This is a genomic window from Streptomyces sp. NBC_01268 (genome assembly GCF_036240795.1).
GTDB lineage: Bacteria > Actinomycetota > Actinomycetes > Streptomycetales > Streptomycetaceae > Streptomyces.
In genome coordinates this window covers 5,367,194-5,389,101 of the sequence record NZ_CP108454.1, presented here as the reverse complement: position 1 = coordinate 5,389,101, position 21,908 = coordinate 5,367,194, and the positions used below count along the sequence as shown (strand labels likewise).

15 protein-coding genes are annotated in these 21,908 nt (G+C 71.4%); 7 read left to right on the top strand and 8 right to left on the bottom strand.

Annotated elements, in window-relative coordinates:
• Positions 1-2: 2 nt before the first annotated feature.
• The 5 genes from OG309_RS24375 to OG309_RS24355 form a co-directional block, all read right to left on the bottom strand.
• A complete protein-coding gene (locus OG309_RS24375) occupies positions 3-956 on the bottom strand; it encodes an ABC transporter permease (RefSeq protein WP_329423714.1) in 954 nt (317 codons plus the stop codon).
• A complete protein-coding gene (locus OG309_RS24370) occupies positions 949-1,881 on the bottom strand; it encodes an ABC transporter permease (protein ID WP_329428519.1) in 933 nt (310 codons plus the stop codon). The genes OG309_RS24375 and OG309_RS24370 overlap by 8 nt, the downstream gene beginning before the upstream one ends.
• 173 nt (positions 1,882-2,054) lie before the next feature.
• Positions 2,055-3,695, bottom strand: coding sequence for a peptide ABC transporter substrate-binding protein (locus OG309_RS24365; RefSeq protein WP_329423712.1), 1,641 nt, complete (start codon positions 3,693-3,695; stop codon positions 2,055-2,057).
• A gap of 435 nt (positions 3,696-4,130) precedes the next feature.
• The gene (typA, locus tag OG309_RS24360) at positions 4,131-6,032 is read right to left on the bottom strand and encodes a translational GTPase TypA (protein ID WP_329423710.1); all 1,902 of its coding nucleotides are present in this window, start codon (positions 6,030-6,032) and stop codon (positions 4,131-4,133) included.
• Between the two features lie 353 nt (positions 6,033-6,385).
• Positions 6,386-8,830 carry an ABC transporter family substrate-binding protein gene (locus tag OG309_RS24355; RefSeq protein ID WP_329423708.1) on the bottom strand — a complete coding sequence of 815 codons (2,445 nt, stop codon included), beginning with the start codon at positions 8,828-8,830 and terminating at the stop codon, positions 6,386-6,388.
• 300 nt (positions 8,831-9,130) lie between these two features.
• On the opposite strand from OG309_RS24355, the gene OG309_RS24350 reads away from it, so the two are divergent.
• The 5 genes from OG309_RS24350 to OG309_RS24330 all read left to right on the top strand — a co-directional run bounded on the left by OG309_RS24350 (position 9,131) and on the right by OG309_RS24330 (position 14,552).
• Entirely contained in the window at positions 9,131-9,355 is a 225-nt protein-coding gene (locus OG309_RS24350; protein WP_329423706.1) for a hypothetical protein, read from the top strand.
• 16 nt (positions 9,356-9,371) lie between these two features.
• Positions 9,372-10,202 carry a hypothetical protein gene (locus tag OG309_RS24345; protein ID WP_329423704.1) on the top strand — a complete coding sequence of 277 codons (831 nt, stop codon included), beginning with the start codon at positions 9,372-9,374 and terminating at the stop codon, positions 10,200-10,202.
• Between the two features lies 1 nt (position 10,203).
• Entirely contained in the window at positions 10,204-12,108 is a 1,905-nt protein-coding gene (locus tag OG309_RS24340; RefSeq protein WP_329423701.1) for a fumarate reductase/succinate dehydrogenase flavoprotein subunit, read from the top strand.
• Positions 12,105-12,875 (top strand): succinate dehydrogenase/fumarate reductase iron-sulfur subunit, encoded by a 771-nt coding sequence (locus OG309_RS24335; protein ID WP_329423699.1) that lies wholly within the window; start codon positions 12,105-12,107, stop codon positions 12,873-12,875. The genes OG309_RS24340 and OG309_RS24335 overlap by 4 nt, the downstream gene beginning before the upstream one ends.
• Before the next feature lie 357 nt (positions 12,876-13,232).
• Positions 13,233-14,552 carry a M23 family metallopeptidase gene (locus OG309_RS24330; protein WP_329423697.1) on the top strand — a complete coding sequence of 440 codons (1,320 nt, stop codon included), beginning with the start codon at positions 13,233-13,235 and terminating at the stop codon, positions 14,550-14,552.
• Between the two features lie 64 nt (positions 14,553-14,616).
• Here OG309_RS24330 and OG309_RS24325 read toward each other — a convergent pair whose 3' ends face one another.
• Positions 14,617-15,672 (bottom strand): hypothetical protein, encoded by a 1,056-nt coding sequence (locus tag OG309_RS24325; RefSeq protein ID WP_443067588.1) that lies wholly within the window; start codon positions 15,670-15,672, stop codon positions 14,617-14,619.
• A 100-nt stretch (positions 15,673-15,772) separates the two neighbouring features.
• Here OG309_RS24325 and OG309_RS24320 point away from each other — a divergent pair, with 100 nt between their 5' ends.
• Entirely contained in the window at positions 15,773-17,869 is a 2,097-nt protein-coding gene (locus OG309_RS24320; RefSeq protein ID WP_329423695.1) for a TPM domain-containing protein, read from the top strand.
• A 50-nt stretch (positions 17,870-17,919) separates the two neighbouring features.
• Positions 17,920-18,627, top strand: a complete 708-nt coding sequence (locus OG309_RS24315) for a PspA/IM30 family protein (RefSeq protein ID WP_329423693.1) — start codon at positions 17,920-17,922, stop codon at positions 18,625-18,627.
• A gap of 36 nt (positions 18,628-18,663) precedes the next feature.
• Here OG309_RS24315 and OG309_RS24310 read toward each other — a convergent pair whose 3' ends face one another.
• Together OG309_RS24310 and OG309_RS24305 are read right to left on the bottom strand one after the other, a co-directional pair.
• Entirely contained in the window at positions 18,664-21,270 is a 2,607-nt protein-coding gene (locus tag OG309_RS24310; RefSeq protein ID WP_329423691.1) for a SpoIIE family protein phosphatase, read from the bottom strand.
• 144 nt (positions 21,271-21,414) lie between these two features.
• Positions 21,415-21,837: an ATP-binding protein gene (locus tag OG309_RS24305; RefSeq protein ID WP_329423689.1), complete on the bottom strand. Its 423-nt coding sequence runs from the start codon at positions 21,835-21,837 to the stop codon at positions 21,415-21,417.
• Positions 21,838-21,908: the final 71 nt, after the last annotated feature.

The following is a 21,908-nucleotide window of genomic DNA, read 5'->3' as shown; positions in this document are numbered from 1 at the left end:
CCTCAGCGCATCTTCGGGTCGAGGGCGTTGCGGACCGCTTCGCCGAGCATGATGAATGCCAGCACGGTGATGCTCAGCATGATCGAGGGCCACAGCAGGATGTGCGGGGACACTCGGATCTGGTCGACGGCGGTGGAGATGTCGACGCCCCAGGAGACGGTCGGGGAGGCGAGACCGAGACCCAGGTAGGACAGGGTCGCCTCGGCCGAGATGTAGCCGCCGAGCGAGATGGTGGCGACGACGATCAGCGGGGCCATGGCGTTCGGCAGGATGTGCCGGAACAGGATCCGCGTGGTGCCGGCGCCGAGGGCCGTGGCGGCGTGGACGTAGTCGGCCTGCTTGACCGTGATCACGGCGCCGCGCATCACGCGGGCCATCTGGGTCCAGCCGAGGAAGGCCAGCGCTCCGACGACGACCCAGACGGTGCGCTCGGTGAAGGACTGGAGCACGACCATGGCGCCGAGCAGGAACGGGATACCGAAGAAGATGTCGGTGATCCGGGACAGGAGCGCGTCGATCACGCCGCCGAAGTAGCCGGCGAGCATGCCCACGAGGCCACCGAAGATGGTGACGATCAGGGTGACGCAGACGCCCACGATGATCGAGGCACGGGTGCCGTGGATCAGTCGGGCGTACACGGAGCGGCCCTGGCCGTCGTAACCGAGCCACTCGGCCGAGCCTATGTGGCTCAGCTCGGGCTTGCCCAGGAAGTGCTTCACGAGGTCGCCGTCGGTCGGCGAGGCGCTGGTGAACAGCCCCGGGACGGCGGCGATCAGCAGCAGGAAGAAGATCATCACTGCCGAGATGATGAAGTACGGGTTGCGGCGCAGGTCCGACCACGCGTCGCCCCAGAGGCTGCGGGTCTTCTCCTGCTTCGCAGCCGGCGCGGGCGCGTCGACCGAGGGGGTGGCGACGGCGTTCTCGACGGCGGCCGCGGTCTTGGTCACGTCAGGCATAACGGATCCTCGGGTCCAGGACCGCGTACAGCAGGTCGATGAGAAGGCTGGTGAGGAGGTAGACGATCACCAGGATCGTGACGAGGCCGACCAGCGTGGTGCCCTCGCGACGGGAGATCGACTCGGCGATCAGACCGCCGACGCCCTTGATGTTGAAGATCTTCTCGGTGACGACCGCACCGCCCATGAGGGCGCCGATGTCGGTGCCGAGGAAGGTGATGACCGGGATCATCGAGTTGCGCATCAGGTGGACACCGATGATGCGGCGCTTCGGGAGACCCTTGGCGATGGCCGTGCGCATGTAGTCGGCGCGCAGGTTCTCCGCCATCGTCGTCCGGGTCAGTCGCGCCACATAGGCGAGTGAGAGACCACCGAGCACGATCGCCGGGGCGATCAGTTCGTCCCAGTTCACCTCGGTCGACACGTTCGGCGCGATCCAGCCCAGGTTGAACGCGAACTGCATCTTGATGAGGAAGCCGAGCACGAAGACCGGGATCGAGATGATCAGCAGCGTGAAGATCAGGATGGCGTTGTCGGCCAGGCGGCCGGCGCGCAGACCGGCGATGATGCCGAGGCCGATACCGAAGATCAGCTCGAACGTGAAGGCCAGGAAGGCCAGCTGGAGCGTGACGGGGAACGCCTCACCCAGCACCTCGGTGACCGGACGGCCGTTGCGGATCTGGGTGCCGAAGTCCAGATGCAGGAGCATGTCCCGCATATAGACGAAGTACTGCTCCGGCAGTGACTTGTCGAGACCCAGTTCATGGCGCTTCGCGGCCAGGGTCGCAGGATCTGCCCCCTTGTCACCGAACATCGCCAGCACGGGATCACCGGGCAGGCTGTGCACCATGAGGAAGATCAGCAGGGTTGTCCCGAGGAAAACCGGGATCATCTGGAGCAGTCGTCGTGCGACATAGCGCCCCATCATGCCTCCGTTGAGATGTGACGGCCGCAGCCGACGGGCCCTCCCTCGACAGCCTGCCCCGATCTGGGCACGCTGATGTCGCGGAAGGGCCCCCCAGCCACTGCGTAAGGCACCGAGGCGGGGCTGACGATTCGTCAGCCCCGCGCTACGGCGAGCGGACTACGCTTGGGTGATTACTTCTTGACCTCGACGCCGGTCAGGATCGGGTCGCCGTCCTGGCCGTACGCCACGCCGGAAACCTTCTCCGAGTAGCCCGCGTTGACCTTGTAGTACCAGAGCGGGATCGACGGCATGTAGTTGACCAGGTCCTTCTCGATGGCCTGGTACGCCTTGACCGACTCGTCGAGCGTCTTGGCCGAGTCGGCGGCCGCGATCTTGGCGTCCAGCTCCTTGTTGGAGAAGTCGCCCTGGTTGCCGCCCGCACCCGTACGGAACAGGTCCGAGATGAAGTTGGCGTTCACCGGGTAGTCGAGCACCCAGCCGGAGCGGTACAGGGACTTGACCTGCTTCGTCTTACGAGCGGTCAGGTCGGCCTGGAAGTCCGGCTTGCCGTCGCCGACGCACTGGACGCCGGTGGACTGGGTGATGCTGTTGCAGACAGCCTCCACCCACTCCTTGTGACCACCATCAGCGTTGTACTGGATGGAGATCTTGTTGTTCGGGACGCCGCCGCCGGCCTTGATGAGCTCCTTGGCCTTGGTCGGGTCGAACTTGGTGATCTCGACCGCGTTCGGCTGGTAGCCGAGCACACCCTTGGCGACCCAGCCGGTCGCGGGCTCACGCGTACCGTTCAGCACCGTCTTGGTGATGGTGGCGCGGTCGATCGCCATCGACAGGCCCTGGATGACCTTCGGGTCGACCTGCTTCGGCTTCTTCCACTGGTCGGCGTAGAAGGCGACGGCGATCGTCTGGATCGCGGAGTACGCCTGGTCGACCGCGCGGTCGCCGAGGTCCTGACGGTAGACCGGCAGGTCCTTCGGGGCGAGCTGACGCAGGACGTCGACGTTGCCCGACTTCAGGTCCTCGTACGCGGCCTCGAGGGTGGTGTAGTTCTTGAAGACCACACCGCCGTTCTTCGCCTTGTTCGGGCCCTTGTAGCCGTCGAAGCGGGTGATCTCGATCTGCTTCTTGTGGTCCCACGACTTGAACTTGTAGGGACCGTTGCCGACCGGCTTCTCGCCGCCGGCCTTGGGGTCCTTGTAGAAGGACTCCGGCAGCGGAGCGAAGACGATGTAGGCCAGCTTGTGCGCGAAGTACGGCACGGCGCTGTTGAGCTCGATCGTGAAGCTGGTGTCGTCGACGATCTTCAGACCGTCCAGCTTGTCGGACGTGGGCTTGGCGCCCTCGGCCTCAGGGTGGACCTTGTCGAAGCCCTTGATGTCCGCGAACCAGGACGAAAGGCCCATCGCGTTCTTGACGTTGGCGTTCCAGTTCCACGCGTCCACGAAGGACTTCGAGGTCACCGGAGTGCCGTCGTGGAAGGTCCAGCCCGGCTTCAGCTTGACGGTCCACGTCTTCGAGTCCGTCGTGGTGACCGACTCGGCGTTGATCATCTCGAGCGAGCCGTCGGCCTTGTAGTCGACCAGGGTCGAGAACAGGCCGGCCATGACGGCGGAGCCGTTGGACTCCATCGTGTCACCGGTGAGCAGGGGCTTCTCAGGCTCACCCAGCTCGACGGAGAAGATGCCGTTCGGGTCAACGGCGCCCTTGGCGTCACTGCTGCCGCCGTCGCTCTTACCCCCGCCACAGGCGGTCGCTGCCAGGGCGACGACGATCGCGCCCGCTACCCACTTGGCGCTCTTGGCACCGCGCATGGGTTCCTCCTCATGAGTCCACTTGTCACTACAAGAGGGGCACTTCGAGTTCTGCCGACACCCCTGACGGCGTTGCACTCAAGTGCCCCGAGTGTGCTCGTGAGTCGGCACTCCCCACAGTGCGTGACCCATTGACCCGAGCTCAATGGAGCCAACTATTAAGTACGTCCGGGCCGTAAACCACACTTAAGTGGTCTCGTTTTGACAACATCGCCAAGCCACCGAAGACCGAAATCCGGACAAAGCGAGCACAGACAGACACCGACGAAACGGACCGTTAACACACGTTCCGGAGAGCGACGACCGATATCCGGACAGCTGGGTTCCGTAATGAACTTGACTGAACGTTGAAGAAGGGCCCGGCCCCCCGCCTGTTCAGGCGGGGGGCCGGGCCCTTCGACAGGGAGCCGCGTCAGAGCGACGCGGAGCCGCGTGTCAGCCGTTCTTGGCGCGCGAGGAGGCGCGACCGCGGGCGTTCTGGTCCAGGATGACCTTACGGATGCGCACGGCCTCCGGGGTCACCTCGACGCACTCGTCGTCGCGGCAGAACTCCAGGGACTGCTCCAGGGACAGCTTGCGCGGCGGGACGATCGCCTCGAAGGAGTCGGCGGAGGCGGAGCGCATGTTGGTGAGCTTCTTCTCCTTGGTGATGTTCACGTCCATGTCGTCGGAGCGCGAGTTCTCGCCGACGATCATGCCCTCGTACACCTCGGTGCCGGGGTCGGTGAACAGCACGCCGCGCTCCTGCAGGTTCGTCATCGCGAAGGCGGTGACGGCACCCGCGCGGTCGGCGACCAGCGAGCCGTTGTTACGGGTGGTCAGCGTGCCGAACCACGGCTCGTGGCCCTCGTGGATCGAGTGGGCGATGCCCGTGCCGCGGGTGTTGGTGAGGAACTCCGTACGGAAGCCGATGAGGCCACGGGACGGAACGACGAACTCCATGCGCACCCAGCCGGAGCCGTGGTTCGACATGTTGTCCATGCGGCCCTTGCGGACGCCCATGAGCTGCGTGACGGCGCCCATGTGCTCCTCGGGGACGTCGACCGTGAGGCGCTCGACCGGCTCGTGGACCTTGCCGTCGACCAGCTTGGTGACGACCTGGGGCTTGCCGATGGTCAGCTCGAAGCCCTCGCGGCGCATCTGCTCGACCAGGATGGCGAGCGCGAGCTCACCACGGCCCTGGACCTCCCAGGCGTCCGGGCGCTCGGTGTCGAGGACGCGGAGCGAGACGTTACCGATCAGCTCGCGGTCCAGACGGTCCTTGACCTGGCGGGCGGTGACCTTGCGCTGCTTGACCGCGGACTTGGCGTCCGCGCCCTTGCCGGTGCCACCGCGGCCGACGAGCGGCGAGGTGTTGGTACCGATGGTCATCGAGATCGCCGGCTGGTCGACCGTGATCAGCGGCAGCGCGATCGGGTTCTCCGGGTCGGCCAGGGTCTCGCCGATCATGATGTCGGGGATACCGGCGACGGCGCAGATGTCACCGGGGCCCGCGACCTCGGCCGGCTTGCGGGTGAGCGCCTCGGTCATCATCAGCTCGGTGATGCGGACGTTGGAGATCGTGCCGTCCCGCTTGATCCACGCGACCGTCTGGCCCTTGCGCAGCTCGCCCTGCTCGACGCGGAGCAGCGCGATGCGGCCGAGGAAGTTGTCGGCGTCCAGGTTGGTGACGTGCGCCTGGAGGGGGGCCTCCTCGTCGTACGACGGGGCCGGGACGTGCTCCAGGATGGTGCTGAAGAACGGCTCCAGGTTGTCGCTGTCCGCGGGAACGGTGCCGTTCTCCGGCTTGGTCAGCGAGGCGATGCCGTCACGGCCGCAGGCGTAGACGATCGGGAACTCGATCTGGTCCTCGTCCGCGTCCAGGTCGAGGAAGAGGTCGTAGGTCTCGTTGACGACCTCGTCGATCCGGGAGTCCGGGCGGTCCGTCTTGTTGATGCAGAGGATGACGGGCTTGCGCTGCTGGAGAGCCTTGCGCAGCACGAAGCGGGTCTGCGGGAGCGGACCCTCGGAGGCGTCCACGAGGAGGACGACCGCGTCCACCATCGACAGACCGCGCTCGACCTCGCCACCGAAGTCGGCGTGGCCGGGGGTGTCGATGATGTTGATCGTGATCGGGGCCCCGCCGTCCTTGGGGTGATACTTCACCGCCGTGTTCTTGGCGAGGATCGTGATGCCCTTCTCACGCTCCAGGTCGTTCGAGTCCATCATGCGGTCGTCGAGCTGCTGGTGGGCGGCGAAGGCACCGGCCTGCTTGAGCATGGCGTCGACGATGGTCGTCTTGCCATGGTCGACGTGGGCGACGATGGCGACGTTACGGATGTCGTGGCGCGTGGGCATGGGTGCTTGCGCTTCTCTCGGATCGTGGGATGCGGCGTCAGTTCCTCTTACGCCCGCCGGGCGGACGCGCCACGGCTATGTCCTATGGTACGGGGCTGCCGTGCAAGGGGCTTCCCCACCCGGGATCCGAGGGGTTCTACTAGGGGGTTCCGCCGGTGCGGGGGCGCCTGCGGAAGGGTGTGGGGGCACGTGCGGGGAGTGCTGTACGGGTGACGTACGGGTGTGGTGAGGAGGTCGTGCGGCCGGGTCAAGGGGCCGACGTGATCCTGCCCGCCGGGATCACCGGCGGGCAAGGAAATTGAGCTGCTTCTGAGCTTGCGACTTGGACTTTCGGCGGCTTTAGGGTATTGCGCTCACTTGCGGGTGTTGCGCTCCGGTCCCTGTGCGGTCGTGGGCTTCTTGTAGCCGATGTCCTGGTAGCGCGGGGCGGCCATCCCCCAGGCGCCGGCGTTCACCACGTCGCTCTTGGCGGCGACCAGCTGGGGGCGCTGGTACAGCGGGATGGAGCCGGCCGCGGCCCAGATCCGGGCGTCGGCCTGGCGGACCAGGTCACGGGCCTCCTCCTCGTCCAGGGTGCCCACCGCCTGGTCGAACAGCTGGTCGATCCGGTCGGTGCCGACCCGGGCGTAGTTCTGCTCGACGAGCAGCGATCCGTCGGAGGCGGGCTCCGGCTTCGCGAAGATCGGCCGGGCGTCCGTCGCCGGGAAGGCGCTGGCGGGCCAGGAGTAGAGGGCCAGGTCGTAGTCGCCGGAGGCGATGTGGTCCTTGAAGAAGCTCTCGTCGGAGACCTTCGTCACCGCGGTGCGGATGCCCACGGCGTCGAGCATGCGGACGATCCGGTCGCCGACCGCCCGCAGCGACTCGGAACCGGGCCCCGAGGGCAGGACGAACCGGAGGCTGAGGGCCTTGCCGTCCTTGCCCAGCGCCTGCGCGGCCGCGTCCGCGACCGCCGGGGCGGCGGAACCACGCGGGGCGTAGGCCCCGGCCACGCCCTTGGCCTCGGACCTGGCCTGCGCCTTCGCGGCGGCCGCGGCCCCGGTCCTGGTCCCGGTGGCCGTGCCGGTGCCGGTGTCCAGCGCCTCGGCCTGCCGGAGCAGGGCCGCGCTCTGGAGGGCGGCGCCGGGGGCGGGCGCGAGGACGTTGGTGCCGTTCTCGGGACCGCCGGCGCCGATCAGGGGGGCGGCCGGGCGGGCGCCGGGCTTGTCGTCGCCGACGATGTAGAGGCCGTCGTCGGAGGCGGTGTCGCCCTCCTTCTTCTTGGCCGGCTTCACGGCGGCCTTCTCCTCCCCTTCCTTCCCCTCCTCTCCCGCCTTCTCCGGCTTGGCCCCCTTCTCCGCCTTCTCCGTCTTCTCCGTCTTGGTGGCGGTGCTGCCCGCCTTCGCCCCGGCCGGCTTCTTCAGGGCGCCGCCCGGCACCCAGCCCGCATCGGCGAGGAGCGCCCGCGCCTCCTTGGTGTCCTGGTCGCCGAGCGCGTCGCTGCTGTCGGCGTAGGCGGCCTGCCCGGCGAGGGCCAGGTGGCTGCCCGGGGGCTTGGCCGGAAGACCGAGCGGCTTCAGCACGGTCTCGGCGAGCTCCTGGCGGTTGATCGCGCGGGCCACCGCCCGGCGGACCCGCTCGTCGGCGAGCGCGCCGGACTCCCCGTTGAGGGAGAGCTGGGTGTACGCGGGCTCCAGGGACTTCCGTACGACGAACCGGGCCAGGGCGTCCTGCTCCGTCGCGTATCGGGCGACGGCCTGCTGGTTCTTCTCCCGGGCGGCCTTGACCTCGGCGGCCTTCTCCTCGTCGGTGCCGTGCGCGAGGGCCCAGGAGCGCAGGGCCGCGGCGGGGGTGATCCCGGCGCCGGGGCCGTGGGTGAGGGCCTGCCCGCCGTTGCGGCCGGCCCGGGCGTCCCGTACCGCGAGCGCGATCCGGTCGGCGACGGAGCGGTCGATCTCGGCCAGGTCCAGCTTGCCCGCGGCGAGCGCGGCGGCCCGGTCGGCGCGGGGGACGGCCTTGAGGACGATGCTGTCCAGTTTGGCGGTCTGGCCCCACCAGCGCGGGTTGCGGGTGAGCGTGATGTCGCCGCTCTTGCGGTCCACCGTCTTCAGCAGGAACGGTCCTGCGGTGGCCTTGAGGGCGGTGCGCGCACCGTCGTTGAAGGCGTTCGGGGAGCCCATCACCTGCTTCGGGTAGAGCGGGGTGAAGAGCGACCGCCAGTCGGCGTACGGCTTGCCGAAGGTGACCCGCACCTCCAGGTCGTTCTTGCCGCGCTCGATCTTCTCGATCCGCTCGTAGCCGGCGTTGCGGGCGGTCCAGTACGCGGTGTCCCGGCCGCTCAGCGCCCGCCACTGGGCGACGAAGTCCGGGGCGCCGATCTCGCGCCCGTCGCTCCAGACCGCCTGCTGGTTGAGCTTGTAGAGGACGACCTGCTTGGGCTCGGTCTCGACCACCTCGGCGGATTCCAGGTAGTCCGGGTTGATCTGCGGACGGCCGCGGCCGTCCAGGGTGTAGAGGGAGGGGAGCACGGCTCCGGCGATGCGGCCGGTGGCGCCGTCGGCGTCGGCCTGGAAGGCGTTCAGCGTGGTGGGCAGCGCGTCGACGGCCCAGCGCAGGGTCCCTCCGTCGGCGACCTGGTCCCGGGCGGCCGGCGCGTTGTCCTGGGCGGCGGCGGGGGTCTCGTCGGCGCCGTCTCCGGAGCTGCATCCGGCGAGCACGGCGAGGGCGAGCACGGCACTGCTGAGGGTGGCTACGGAGCGGAGCGTGCGGGAGCGGGGGCTCCTGGAGCATGTCCTCCCGCGAGGGGCGCCGACCTGGGACATGACTTGTACCCCTTCGTCCAGTTTTATGCCATTTGGAGATGATCACACCTATTGCTCATACACTGAAAAGGACGGAGCGGATCCGGCCACGACGACACGGCGGCACGGACGGCAAACCCCACTCGTGCGGCCCAACCGCCGGGAAGTCGGGACGCTCCGGACGAGTGGAATCCCGTACGCACTGCTTCACAAGCGCGATGTGACGCGCGACACTCTCCCCCAGGTCTCGGCTTCGCTCGACCAGAGGGGGACCCCCCTCGCGTGATCGCAGACCGCGCGTTCGCGGAAGTGAGGGCAACCATGTCCGTTCAGGACGATCTGGGGGCCGTCAAGCGTCGCCTGCAGGACCTGGAGCACACGGTCGAAGAGCTGGAGCGCCGCGTCGGGACGGAGCGGGCCGCACCCCAGCCGCCGGAGGGCCGCGCCGAGAGCCTGGTGACCATCCCCGACACCCCGTACGACAGCGGGCTGTGGACGGACACCGACGACGAGGGCCTGGGAGCGCGCGACCGCCACGCGCCGTAGAGCCGAGGAGGCCCCGTTGGCCACAGGTACCCAACCCCCGCCGAGGACCGGAGCGGCGACGGGGGTGCGCTCCCCGGGGCGCGCCTCCCTCGCCGCCCGCCATCTGCGCACCGACCGCTGGTGGCTGGCGCCCGCCGTCACCGCCGCGGGACTGCTCGCCTTCGTCGCGTACTCGACGTGGCGGGCCTTCGCCAACGCCGACTACTACGCCGCGCCCTACGTGTCGCCGTTCTACTCGCCGTGCCTCGCGGAGAACTGCGTCCCGATGCGCGGCGGGCCGAACTGGGAGCTCTTCGGCAGCTGGTGGGGCCTCTCCCCCGCCCTGCTGATCCTGGTCTTCCCGCTCGGCTTCCGGCTGACCTGCTACTACTACCGCAAGGCCTACTACCGGGGGTTCTGGGCCTCTCCCCCCGCCTGCGCGGTCGCCGAACCCCACCGCACGTACACCGGCGAGACCCGGCTCCCGCTGATCCTGCAGAACGTGCACCGGTACTTCTTCTACCTGGCCCTGCCGGTCGCCGGGATCCTCACCTACGACACGGTGCTGACCTTCCGGGACTCCTCCTACGCCTGGGGCCACGCGGGGCTCGGGACGGTGCTGTTCGTCGTCAACATCGCGCTCATCTGGTCGTACACGCTCTCCTGCCACTCCTGCCGGCACGTGGTGGGCGGGCGGCTGCGGCACTTCTCGAAGCACCCGGTGCGCTACCGGCTGTGGACCTGGGTGGGCCGGCTGAACCGGCGCCACATGCTGCTCGCCTGGTCCTCGCTGATCAGCGTCGCCGTCTGCGACCTGTACGTGTACCTGCTCGCCACCGGTGCCTTCGACGACCCGAGGTTCTTCTGAGATGAGTCCTGTGGAACGACAGCGGTGGGACGTGATCGTGGTCGGCGCCGGCGGCGCCGGGCTGCGCGCGGCGATCGAGGCGCGGCGCCGCGGCGCCCGCACCGCCATCATCTGCAAGTCCCTCTTCGGCAAGGCCCACACGGTGATGGCCGAGGGCGGCATCGCCGCCTCCATGGCCAACGCCAACCCGCACGACAGCTGGCAGGTCCACTTCCGCGACACCATGCGCGGCGGGAAGTTCCTCAACCAGTGGCGGATGGCGGAGCTCCACGCGCAGGAGGCGCCCGAGCGGGTGTGGGAGCTGGAGACCTGGGGCGCGCTCTTCGACCGCACGCCCGACGGGCGCATCTCGCAGCGCAACTTCGGCGGCCACGAGTACCCCCGTCTCGCGCACGTCGGCGACCGTACGGGGCTCGAACTGATCCGGACCCTCCAGCAGAAGATCGTCTCCCTCCAGCAGGAGGACTTCCGGGAGACCGGGGAGTACGAGTCGCGGCTGAAGGTCTTCCAGGAGTGCACGGTCACCCGCGTCCTGAAGACCGCGTCCGGGGAGCGGGTCGGCGGGGTCTTCTGCTACGAGCGGGAGACCGGCCGCTTCTTCGTCCTGGAGGCGCCTTCGGTGGTCCTCGCGACCGGCGGGATCGGCAAGTCCTTCAAGGTGACGTCCAACTCGTGGGAGTACACGGGCGACGGGCACGCGCTCGCCCTGCTCGCGGGGGCGCCGCTGGTCAACATGGAGTTCGTGCAGTTCCATCCGACCGGGATGGTCTGGCCGCCGTCGGTGAAGGGCATCCTCGTCACCGAGTCGGTGCGCGGCGACGGCGGGGTGCTCAGGAACTCCGAGGGGCGGCGGTTCATGTTCGACTACGTCCCCGAGGTCTTCAAGGAGAAGTACGCGCAGTCGGAGGAGGAGGGCGACCGCTGGTACGAGGACCCCGACCACAACCGGCGTCCGCCCGAACTGCTGCCGCGCGACGAGGTGGCCCGCGCGATCAACTCCGAGGTCAAGGCGGGCCGCGGCTCCCCGCACGGCGGGGTCTTCCTCGACGTGTCGACCCGGATGCCGGCGGAGGTGATCCGGCGCCGGCTGCCCTCGATGTACCACCAGTTCAAGGAGCTGGCGGACGTCGACATCACGGCCGAGGCGATGGAGGTCGGGCCGACCTGTCACTACGTGATGGGCGGGGTGGCCGTCGACTCGGAGTCGGCGGCGACGGTCGGCGTTCCGGGTCTGTTCGCCGCCGGTGAGGTCGCGGGCGGGATGCACGGTTCCAACCGGCTGGGGGGCAACTCGCTGTCGGACCTGCTGGTGTTCGGGCGACGGGCGGGGATGCACGCGGCGGCGTACGCGGGGGACGTCGGATCCGGCGCCCCCCGTCCTGGATCCGGCCTCGTGCCCGAGGAGGCCGTGTCCGCGGCGCGGGCGGAGGCCCTGGCCCCCTTCGAGGGCGGCGCGGCGGACCCGGAGAACCCGTACACCCTCCACCAGGAGCTCCAGCAGACGATGAACGACCTCGTCGGGATCATCCGGCGGGAGGGCGAGATGGCGGAGGCGCTGGAGCGGATCGCGGAGCTCCGTGAGCGCGCGGACCGGGTCGCCGTGGAGGGGCACCGCCAGTTCAACCCGGGCTGGCACCTCGCCCTGGACCTGCGGAACATGCTGCTGGTCAGCGAGTGCGTGGCCCGGGCGGCACTGGAACGCACCGAGAGCAGGGGCGGCCACACCCGCGAGGACCACCCGGCGATGGACCGCGCCTGGCGCCCGGTGAACCTGCTGTGCCGGATGGCGGGCCCCCGCATCGCCCTGGACCGGGTGGGCACCGAACCGATCAGGGCCGACCTCCTCGCGCTCTTCGAGCGGGAGGAGCTGGCCAAGTACCTGTCAGCGGAGGAGCTGGAGTCATGAGCACGTACCAGGCCCGCTTCCGGATCTGGCGGGGCGACGCCGACGGCGGAGATCTGACCGACTACACGGTGGAGGTGCACGACGGCGAGGTGGTCCTCGACATCGTGCACCGCCTCCAGGCCACCCAGGCCCCCGACCTCGCCGTGCGCTGGAACTGCAAGGCCGGCAAGTGCGGCTCCTGCTCGGCCGAGATCAACGGGCGGCCACGGCTCCTGTGCATGACCCGGATGTCGGTCTTCACGCGCGACGAGACGGTCACCGTGACCCCGATGCGCGCCTTTCCCGTGATCCGCGACCTGGTCACGGACGTCTCCTTCAACTACGCGAAGGCGCGCGAGATCCCGGCCTTCGTCCCGCCCGACGGGCTCGCCCCGGGCGAGTACCGGATGCGGCAGGAGGACGTCGACCGCTCGCAGGAGTTCCGCAAGTGCATCGAGTGCTTCCTGTGCCAGGACACCTGCCACGTCGTCCGCGACCACGAGGAGAACAAGCCCGCCTTCGCCGGTCCCCGCTTCCTCATGCGGATCGCCGAACTCGACATGCACCCGCTCGACGCGGCCGAGGAGGCGGGCCTGGACCGCCGCCGCGCCGCCCAGGACGCGCACGGCCTCGGCTACTGCAACATCACCAAGTGCTGCACCGAGGTGTGTCCGGAGTCCATCCGGATCACGGACAACGCGCTGATCCCGATGAAGGAACGGGTCGTGGACCGGAAGTACGACCCGGTGGTGTGGCTGGGGAACAAGATCCGGCGACGGGGGCAGTGACCAAGGGGGGATCCGGGGCGGGTGATCGGGGGGGGATCCGGGGCGGGATCCGGGGGGGCGCCCCCGGGGGTGGTGACCCAGGGGCGGTGAACCAGGGGGCGGTGACCCAGGGGGCGGTGACCTCGGGGCGGTCAAGGGGGCCCGGCGCGCCGTGCGACGGACGACCCGTCGGCCAATTTGGCATGCCCACGTAACGAGAGGGTCACGAAGGGGTGCTCGGGCCCGTGTCAGGGGGACGCTCGCACGCGTCGGCAGGCCGCACACCTCGTGCCCGCCGACGCCCCGGCGGATCCCGGCGGCGGTCGCCGGGCACCCCGCGGCGAGCGACGCCGGACCACACACCACGGAGGTCCCACGTTGCAGACCCGCAGGCGCCGCGGCGCCGTCCGCTCCCTCCTCACCACCGCCCTCGCCCTCGGCCTCGCGGCCGTCACCACCGGCACGGCGCGGGCGGCCGACCCCGCCCCCGCCGCCGCGCGCACGGCGAACGCCGTCGCCGGAGCCGGTGCCACGGCGGACTGCTCGGGCTCGGTGTCGGTCTACGGAGCCCTGGCCGACGGCCGTCTGACCTACTCGCAGATCGACCCCTCGAACGGCAACCGGGTCAAGACCCTGGTCGGCCCCGACCTCGGCTTCGTCCCCAAGGCCCTGGCGACGCTCAACTTCAACACCGTCCTCGCCACCGACAGCGCCGGCACGCTCTACCGGATCGACATCAGGACCAACAACCTCTCCCTCGCCCTGCTCGACGCACCGGTCGCCATAGGCACCGGCTGGACCCACGACAAGCTGACGTACGACGGGCACGGGCACCTGTACGGGACCGCCGGAGGCGTGCTCCTCCAGTACCTGGTGTCCCAGCCCAAGCCGGCCGGCTCCCAGCACATCGGCCAGCGCGTCGAGATCGGCAGCGGCTTCGTCCTGAAGGCCCTCACCGCCACCGGCGACGACCGGCTGCTCGCGAACACCTCCGACGGCCGGCTCCTGGAGTACCGGATCGACGGCTCGGGCGGCTGGTCGAGCCGGCTCCTCGCGGCCGCCAACTGGTCCGGCTTCGACCGGCTGGTCTCCCCCGGTGGCGGCCTCTACTACGGCGCGACCCCGGCCGGCGGCATGTACTGGTACCAGGACGTGAACCCCGCCGACGGTTCGGGCGCCGACATCGTCTACCACAACGACGACCCGGTCGACCTCTCCGGCTGGACCCAGACCGTGCTGTCCGCGGAGCCGGAGACCGCCACCTGCGCCGGCCGCGACTTCGCGTACGTCCTGCCCACGGGCGCCGTCCCCCGCACCGAACTGGACGACCCCCACCACGACTACGCGGCCATCGACATCCAGGTCCCGACCGGCACGCCCGTCTACGCGGTCACGCGCGGCACGGTCGGCTACATCGACGGCGGGTTCGGCAACGGCGTCACCCTGACCGGATCCGACGGCACCACGTACATCTACGGGCACCTCGACTCGCGCGGGGTCGCCGCGGGCACCACGGTCAGCCCCGGGCAGTACCTCGGCGAGTCCGGGAACACCGGCCAGTCGACCGGCCCGCACCTGCACTTCGAGATCCGGATCGGCGGCGTGAAGCACTGCCCCCAGCCGCTGCTCCTCGCCCTGTACGACGGCACCACCCCGCCCGCGCCGAACACCCTCCCCACCAGCGGCTGCTCCTACTGAGGCCGTGCCCGGGGCCGTGCGGGGCGGCGCCCCCGGCCCCGGGCCGTCCGCCGGGCGCCCGCGGTCAGTGCCAGCCCTCCCGGTAGGCCGCCCAGTCCTCGTCCCGGGCCGCGAAGTCGACGTAGAGGGCGAGGCCGAAGCGTTCGCGGTCGGGGTCGGTGCGGCCGAGGCCGAGGCGGGCGCCGCGCACCGCGGCCGTCACGGTCTCGGCGGACTCGTGGTGGCCGAGGTCGTCCTCGTGGAAGAACGGCAGGCCCATCAGGAGGTCCGTGCCCTCGGGGGTGACCTCCAGGGCGAGGCTGGTCTGCTGGGCGACGTACCCGCCGTAGAGGCCCTCCAGGGGCATCCAGGTGTCGTACGACATGACGGCGATCTGGTCGACGCGGCGGGCGACCTGGCCGAAGAACTCCTGCGACCACCACTTCTCGCTGCCGCTGAGCCCGCCGAGGACGGCGTGCGCGGCCGGCAGCGGGTCGATCTGGTGCGCGGCGACGGAGAGCTGCGCCTTCCGGGAGCGGGTCAGCGCGCCGAGGTCGTCGAGGAGGGAGAGGTAGTCGGCGTCGTCGGAGTGCAGGGGCTCCAGGTCGAAGTGGACGCCGTCGAAACCCGCGTCGAGGACCTGCCGGGCGGAGGTCACCACGGCGGCGCGGGACGCGGGCCGCTCCAGGCGCAGCCCGTCGGGGCCCTCGGTGGCCAGGACGTCGCCCAACCAGGCGTGCACCCGTATGCCGGGCAGCGTGCGGTGCACGGCGCCGACGAGCCAGGCCGCCCTCGGGTGGCGGGCGGCGGGCAGGGTGCCGTCGTGCTCCAGGGGGCCGGCGTGGACGTACAGGTCGCGGATGCCGGTCCCCTTGATGCGGGCGGCGAACGCGGCCAGGTCGGCGTCCTTCTTCCGCCCGTCGACCCAGGCGTGGCCGAGCCAGATGGCGTCCTTGCCCCGGCTCCGCGTGCCGTCCTGGGGCTCGCCGCTGTAGTTCAGGCGCAGCGCGAGACCGCCGACGAGCGGCGGGACGACCAGCAGGAGGACGAGCGCGAGGGCCCACCGGCGGACGCGCCGCCACCGTCTGTTCTCTCGTCCGTTCACCTGGGCCCCCCGGGGATCGTCGCTCACATCGGCCACCGTGGTGGCGGCTACTGACAGTGACGCCGGAAGATCGTGCGCGGTTTCGCCCCGGGCGGCCCGGTCGCGGAGGTTCCGGGGCGGACATAGCCTCCCTTCTGTGACGCGAACAGCCACCCGAGCCCTGCTCGCGGTGCTGGTGGCGGCGTGGTGGCTGGTCGGGCCCGCCGTCCCCGGTGCCCGCGCCGACGACCCGGTCACGCTGTCCCGGGAGGGGCAGATCACCGACCGGGTGGGAGCGCTGGGCGACCGGCGTCCCGAGGTGGTGCGGGCCCTGGACGCGCTCTACGACGCCCGCCGGGTGCAGCTCTTCGTCGTCTACGTACGGGACTTCTCCGGCCGCCCGGCCCAGAGCTGGGCCGACACCACCGCCGAGCGCAACGGCCTGGGCCGCGACGACGTCCTGCTGGCCGTCGCCACCCACGACCGGCAGTACGGCTACTCCGCCGACCCCGACTCGCGCTTCACCCAGGCCCAGCTCGACGACGTGGCCCGGACCGCGATCGAGCCCGCGCTGCGGCAGAACGACTGGGCGGGCGCGGCGATCGGCGCCGCGAACGGCTACTCCGCCGTCCTCGCCGGGCAGCCCGTCCCCGCCCCCGCGATCACCCCCGGCCCCGCCGACCCCGGCACCGGATCCGCCGGATCCACCTCCGCGAGCGACCTCGTCCTGCCCGCCGTCCTGGTCGGCGGCGCCGGCGCGGTGGCGGCGTACGCGTACACCCGGCGCCGCAGGAAGAACGCGCCCCGCACCACCCCGCCGCCCGCCGGCGGGCAGGGCTGGGGCGCGCCGAGGGCGCCCGCGCAGCCGACCCTGGAGGAGCTGGACGGCAGGGCTCGGAAGGAGCTGGTCGCCACCGACGACGCCGTGCGCACCAGCAACGAGGAACTCGGCTTCGCCACGGCCCAGTTCGGCGAGGAGGCGGCCGAGCCGTTCACCGCGGCCGTCCGGTACGCCGAGGGCGAGCTGACGGCCGCGTTCCGGCTGCGCCAGCGGCTCGACGACGCGTTCCCGGAGGACGACGCGACCCGCCGCTCGATGCTGGAGGAGATCCTGCGGCGCTGCGCGGACGTGAACGCCCGGCTCGACGCCGAGTCCGCGGACTTCGACCGGCTGCGCGCCCTGGAGCACAACGCCCCGCAGGCCCTCGCGGCCGTCGAGGCGGCCTTCCGCGAGCAGACCGGCCGGATGGGTACGGCACAGGCGGCGCTCGCGGCGATGCGCGAGCGGTACACCGAGTCCGCGGCGGCCCCGGTCTCCGGCGACGTCGAACAGGCCAAGGACCGGCTCGTGTTCGCGACCTCCACCGTCAACCAGGCCCGGCAGCACCTCGACGCCGGCGACAACGGCGCCGCCGCCGTGCAGATCCGGGCCGCGGAGGGCGCCGTGGACCAGGCGGCCCGGCTGATCGAGGCGGTCGACCGGCGGGCCAAGGAGCTGGCGGAGGCGGTCGGCGGACTGCCGGGCGCGCTCGCCGAGACCGAGGCGGACCTGGCCGACGCCCGCGGGCTGCTCCAGGGCACCGCGGAGGGCGTGTCGACGGCGGACCTGCGGGGCCGGATCGCGCGCGCCGAGGCGGTGCTCGCCGATGTGCGGGCGGCGGTGGACTCCGGCCGGTACGACCCGATCGAGGCGCTGCGCCGGGTCGAGCAGGCGGACGCCGCCCTCGACGAGGCACTGGAGGGCGCCCGGGAGCGCGAGTCGGGCACCCGGCGCGCCCGGGCCCTCCTCGACCAGGCCCTGCTGACGGCCCGTTCGGCGATCGGGGCGGCCGGCGACTACGTCACGACGCACCGGGGCGCGGTCGGCGCCGAGGCCCGCACCCGGCTGGCCGAGGCCCGGCGCCGGCTCGACCGGGCGGGCGAGCTCGCCGAGAGCGACCCGCAGTCCGCTCTGACGGAGGCGCAGCAGGCGGACGCGCTGGCCCGGCGGGCGCAGGAGCTGGCCGAGCGGGACGTCCGGACGTACGGGAACCCCGACGGGTTCGGCGGCGGCACGGGGGCGGGCGGGCCCGGCGGGGGCGGGCTGGGCGGCGCGGTGCTGGGCGGCATCATCCTCGGCGGCCTGTTCGGCGGCGGTCGCGGCGGAGGCGGCGGTCACGGCGGGGGGTTCGGGGGCGGCGGCTTCGGCGGCGGCCCCGGCAGCTTCGGCGGCGGGGGCACCCGCGGCCGGCTGGGCGGCGGCGGCCGTTTCTGACCGTGCGCTCGCGCACTCTCCCTGTCATCCCCACCCCATGGAGACCGACCATGAGCAAGCAGACCATCCTGGGCCGGGTCGCCCAGCTGGCGAAGGCCAACATCAACGCGCTCCTCGACCAGGCCGAGGATCCGCAGAAGATGCTGGACCAGTTGATCCGCGACTACGCGGGCAACATCGCGGAGGCGGAGGAGGCGGTCGCCGCGACCATCGGCAATCTGCGGATGACGGAGGCGGACCACCAGGAGGACGTCGCCGCGGCGAAGGAGTGGGGCGAGAAGGCCCTGGCCGCGAGCCGGAAGGCGGACGAGCTGCGGGCCGGCGGCCAGGCGGCGGAGGCGGACCGCTTCGACAACCTGGCGAAGGTGGCGCTGGGCCGCCAGCTCCAGTCGGAGAAGGAGGCCCGCACGGCGGAGCCGACGATCGCGGCGCAGACCGAGGTCGTGCAGAAGCTCAGGAGCGGCCTCGACCAGATGAAGGCCAAGCTCGGCGAGCTCCAGGCCAAGCGGGACGAGCTGGTCGCGCGGGCGAAGTCCGCGCAGGCGCAGAACAGGATGATGGACGCGGTGAAGAGCGTCGACGTCCTCGACCCGACCAGCGAGCTGAACCGCTTCGAGGACAAGGTGCGGCGGGAGGAGGCGAGGGCCCTGGGCAAGCAGGAGCTCGCGGCCTCCTCCCTGGACGCGCAGTTCGAGCAGCTGGACGCGCTCGGCGACCAGGCCGAGATCGAGGCCCGGCTGGCCGCCCTGAAGGGCTGAGCCGGGCCCGCTCCCGCCGGGTGCGGTGGCCGCTGCTCAGAACATGCTGAGCAGCTGGTCCACCGTGGGCTCGGCGAGGCCGTCGCCGTCGGGCAGCGGCAGCTCGAACCAGACCGTCTTGCCGCGCGGGGTGCGGCGCGAGCCCCAGGCGGCGCTGAGCAGTCCGACCAGCTGCAGCCCGCGGCCGCCCTCGTCGGTGTCCTTGGCGCGGCGGCGGCGCGGCTGGACCAGGCCCGCGTCCCACACCTCGCAGACCAGGGTGCGGTCGCGCAGCAGCCGCAGCCGGATCTCCCCCTCGCCGTAGCGCAGGGCGTTGGTGACGAGTTCGCTGACGAGCAGTTCGACGGTGTCGACCAGGGGCTCCAGCTCCCAGGCGGTCAGCTGGGCGCGGGCCAGCTCGCGGGCGCGGCCGACGGAGCGGGGCTCCCTGGGCAGCCGCCAGTCGCCGACCGCCTCGGCGGGCAGTCCCTGGATACGGGCCATCAGCAGCGCGATGTCGTCCTCGCCGTGCCGGGTGTCGAGGGTGCTGAGGACGTGGTCGCAGACGTCCTCCAGGGGGCGGCCGGGGTTGCTCAGGGCGCTGCGGAAGGCGCTCAGGCCCTCGTCGAGCGGGTGGTCGCGGGATTCGACGAGCCCGTCGGTGTAGAGGGCGAGCAGCGCGCCCTCGGGGAGTTCGACCTCGACCTCCTCGAAGGGCTCGCCGCCGACGCCCAGTGGCATCCCGGGCGGTACGTCGAGGAGCAGGGCCTCCTCGCCGGGTTCGACGAGCACGGGCGGCAGGTGGCCGGCGTTGGCGAAGGTGCAGCGCCGGGTGACCGGGTCGTAGACGGCGTACACGCAAGTCGCGAGGTAGACCTCGGAGAGCTCGGGGCCGCGTGCCTTGTGGGCGCGGGCGGACTGCTGGGCGCCGCCGGGGGCGCCGAGGCCGCGGGCGATCTCGTCGAGGTGGGACAGCACCTCGGCGGGTTCGAGGTCGAGCTGGGCCAGGGTGCGCACGGCGGTGCGCAGTTCGCCCATGGCGACGGCGGCGCGCAGGCCGCGGCCCATGACGTCGCCGACGACCAGGGCGGTGCGGTGGCCGGGGAGCTGGATCACGTCGAACCAGTCGCCGCCGACCTCGGTGGCGGCGGTGCCGGGGAGGTAGCGGCAGGCGATGTCGAGGCCGGCCGCCTCGGGGTCGCCGGGCGGCAGCAGGCTGCGCTGGAGGATGAGGGCGCGCTCGTGTTCGCGCCGGTAGAGGCGGGCGTTGTCGATGCAGACGGCGGCGCGGGCGGCCAGTTCGACGGCGAGGGCCCGGTCCCGTTCGCCGAAGGGTTCGCTGCCCTTGGCGCGGGAGAACTGCACGAGTCCGACGACGGTGTCGTGGGCGACCATCGGGACGACGAGGGTGGACTGGACGAGGCTGCCGTCCGCGCCGGGGACGGTGCGGATGCGGCCGGTGCGCAGGGCGCCGGCGCACGGCGAGTTGAACGGGTAGCGGTGGACGGAGCCGACCTCGATGGGGCCGTCGTCGCAACAGACCTCACGGTCGGCCCCGGCGGCCCGGGCCGCGGCGTCGTCGCCGGCGGCCCGGGGCCTGCCGACCTGGACGCGGGTGTCGGAGACGGCGCTGGCGACGGCGACCCTGCGCAGTTCGGCGCTGCCGGCGCCGTAGCCGACGTCGTGGGAGCTGCCCATGCGTCCGGGCGGGGCCTCGTCGCCGGTGAGCAGGCCCTGGTAGAGGTCGACGGCGGCGAGGTCGCAGAAGCCGGGGACGGCGACGTCGAGGAGCTCGCGGGCGGTGGCCTCCAGGTCGAGGGAGTTGCCTATGCGGGCGCCGGCCTCGTTGAGGAGGGCGAGGTTGCGGCGGGCGTTGGCGGCCTCGCGGGCCGCGTTGTGCCGGCGGGTGACGTCGATGCCGAGGCCGGCGACGCCGACGGGGCGGCCGGTGCCGCTGTGCACGCGGTAGAGGTTGATCGACCACTGGCGCCGGTCGGTGGAGCCGGGGGCGGCACCGACGATCTGGAGGTCGGCGACGGACTCACCGGTCTCCAGCACCCTGCGCAGCGCGGCGGTCATCCGGTCGGCCTCTGCCCGGGGCAGGTAGTCGTGGACGGAGCGGCCGCGGTGGTCTTCGGCGGAGCCGCCGAAGACGGCGGCGAAGCGCCGGTTGGCCCGCTTGACGGTGAGGTCGGTGCCGAAGAGGAGGAAGCCGAACGGGGATTGGCCGAAAATGGCCTGCGAAGCGGCCAGGTCGGTCTCGATCCGGCGCAGGGCGCGCACGTCCACCACGATGCAGAGGGCGGCCCGTCGCCCCGACGCGGTCTCGCTCGGCATGACGTACATCTCGGCGATGCCGTGCGGGCGGTCCTCCCCCGGCATGCGGAACGGGACCAGGCCCGTCCACTCCTTGCCGTCGAGGATCTCCTTGACCCGTCGATGGCCGCGCTCGCGCAGGTCGGCGGGCATGAAGGCCTCGACCGGGTCCTTGCCCATGGCGTCCTCGGCGGTCACGCCGAACAGCTCGACGGCCCGTCTGCTCCACTGCTCGACCAGCCCGTCGGGGCCTATCGAGAAGGAGGCGACCCGGATGTAGTCATAGATCGATCCGGGCGGGCTGCTCTGCCACACGACCCCGCTCGCCGTCTCAGGTATCTCGCTCACGCGACCGTCCCCTCCAGCTCACCGCACCGGACCGGCCATGAGCGCAGTATTCAGCACCATGGCCCCCGTCGGCACGACGTTCACGATCACAGGGTGGTCTCGTTCGTTTCCGGCCGAGGCCCGCTGATCGTCGTCCCACCCTGTTTACTCACCAGGCAGGGCCAGCTCGAACCACACGGTTTTCCCCGTCCTGCCCGCGCGGGTACCCCAGCGGCGTGCGGAACAGGCCACCAGCTGGAGCCCGCGCCCCCCTTCGTCCTCGGGTCCCGCGGGGCGCTCGGTGGGGCCATCCGGAAGCGGATCGGAGACCTCCACGAGGAGCGCGGGGCCGTGTCCGGGGCCCTCCCCGTCGGCCTGGAGGCGGACCAGACGGACCCCGATGGGCCCGGAGGCATAGCGCAGGGAGTTGGTCACCAGCTCGCTGACCAGCAGGATCGTCACATCGCCGATCACCGAGTCGAGCTGCCAGGCCCTCAGGGTGTCCCGCACCGCGTGGCGGGCCGTGCGCACGGCGTTGGCCTCCGCCGGAAAGTGCCACTCGGCACAGTCGCCTTCGGTGTCGATCACGAGGCCCACGTCCTATTTCGGGGGGTTAATCAGCACATACCCGATATTCGGAGTGGGATATCGCGCCGGGC

Excerpts from the sequence above, each read along its gene's own strand:
- OG309_RS24355 (WP_329423708.1), bottom strand. The coding sequence starts at position 8,830 with ATGTCCCAGGTCGGCGCCCCTCGCGGGAGGACATGCTCCAGGAGCCCC.
- OG309_RS24335 (WP_329423699.1), top strand. The coding sequence starts at position 12,105 with ATGAGCACGTACCAGGCCCGCTTCCGGATCTGGCGGGGCGACGCCGAC.
- OG309_RS24365 (WP_329423712.1), bottom strand. The coding sequence starts at position 3,695 with ATGCGCGGTGCCAAGAGCGCCAAGTGGGTAGCGGGCGCGATCGTCGTC.
- typA (WP_329423710.1), bottom strand. The coding sequence starts at position 6,032 with ATGCCCACGCGCCACGACATCCGTAACGTCGCCATCGTCGCCCACGTC.
- OG309_RS24340 (WP_329423701.1), top strand. The coding sequence starts at position 10,204 with ATGAGTCCTGTGGAACGACAGCGGTGGGACGTGATCGTGGTCGGCGCC.
- OG309_RS24370 (WP_329428519.1), bottom strand. The coding sequence starts at position 1,881 with ATGGGGCGCTATGTCGCACGACGACTGCTCCAGATGATCCCGGTTTTC.
- OG309_RS24315 (WP_329423693.1), top strand. The coding sequence starts at position 17,920 with ATGAGCAAGCAGACCATCCTGGGCCGGGTCGCCCAGCTGGCGAAGGCC.
- OG309_RS24375 (WP_329423714.1), bottom strand. The coding sequence starts at position 956 with ATGCCTGACGTGACCAAGACCGCGGCCGCCGTCGAGAACGCCGTCGCC.
- OG309_RS24350 (WP_329423706.1), top strand. The coding sequence starts at position 9,131 with ATGTCCGTTCAGGACGATCTGGGGGCCGTCAAGCGTCGCCTGCAGGAC.